We start from the raw sequence: 799 nt of genomic DNA, 5'->3' as shown, positions 1-799 counted from the left end.
GGGCGAGCTCTTTTCCTGGCGGACGGGGGTTTTCACGGCGCCCGCGCCGGCCGTGGACGCGTCGGCTGCCGCCGGTTGCGACGCCGCCGGTCAAGGGCGACGGCCGAGGCCGCCAGCGCGAGCCAGGCCGCACCGAACGCCCAGCCGCCGACGACGTCGGTGGGCCAGTGCACCCCGAGGTAGACCCGCGACACCCCGACCCCGGTCGTGATCAGGACGGCCGCGGCGACCGGAGCGGCGAGCATGGCCTTTCCCGCCGGCAGGAGGCTGATGATCAGTGCGGCGGCCAGGCCGTAGCCGATGGTCGCGGTGGCGGTGTGCCCGGACGGGTAGGCGTAGCCGTGCGGGTGGGCCAGCCACAGCGCCGCCGGCGGCCGCGGGCGGGCGACCGACCGGTTGACCATCAGGCGTACCAGCTGACCGGCCGCGAGCACGGCGACGGCGGCGACGGGCGGCGTCCAGCGGCTGGTCCGCCGCCACCACAGCACGCCCACCACGACCAGCAGGCCGTAGACGACCGGTCCGCTACCGAGACCGGTGACCACCCTGGCCCATGATGTCAGCCCGGGGCCGCGCCGGGCGGTGACGCCGTGCAGCAGCCGGGCGTCGTCGGCGGCGAGGCCTTCGCGGGCCACCACGTCCCAGGTGACCCCGCCGAACAGCCATCCTGCCGTGACCAGCGTCGCAAGGGCGGCGGCCGGAGGCCGGCCGAGCCGGAACAGCGGCCCCGGACGCCGACGGATCCGGCCCCGGACCCGGCCGGACCGGCGGGCGGCACGGTATCCCACGGCCGCGACGG

General features: G+C 77.2%; 1 protein-coding gene. It reads right to left on the bottom strand.

Annotated features, from left to right (window positions below):
* Positions 1 to 32: 32 nt before the first annotated feature.
* Positions 33 to 799: phosphatase PAP2 family protein (locus AC5LSR_RS22160; protein ID WP_493468947.1), on the bottom strand; the 767-nt coding region annotated here is incomplete at its 5' end.

Source organism: Protofrankia sp. CiP1_Cm_nod4, from assembly GCF_982290645.1.
Note: the sequence above shows the minus strand (reverse complement) of the source record. Positions and strands in the feature narration are given on the sequence as shown.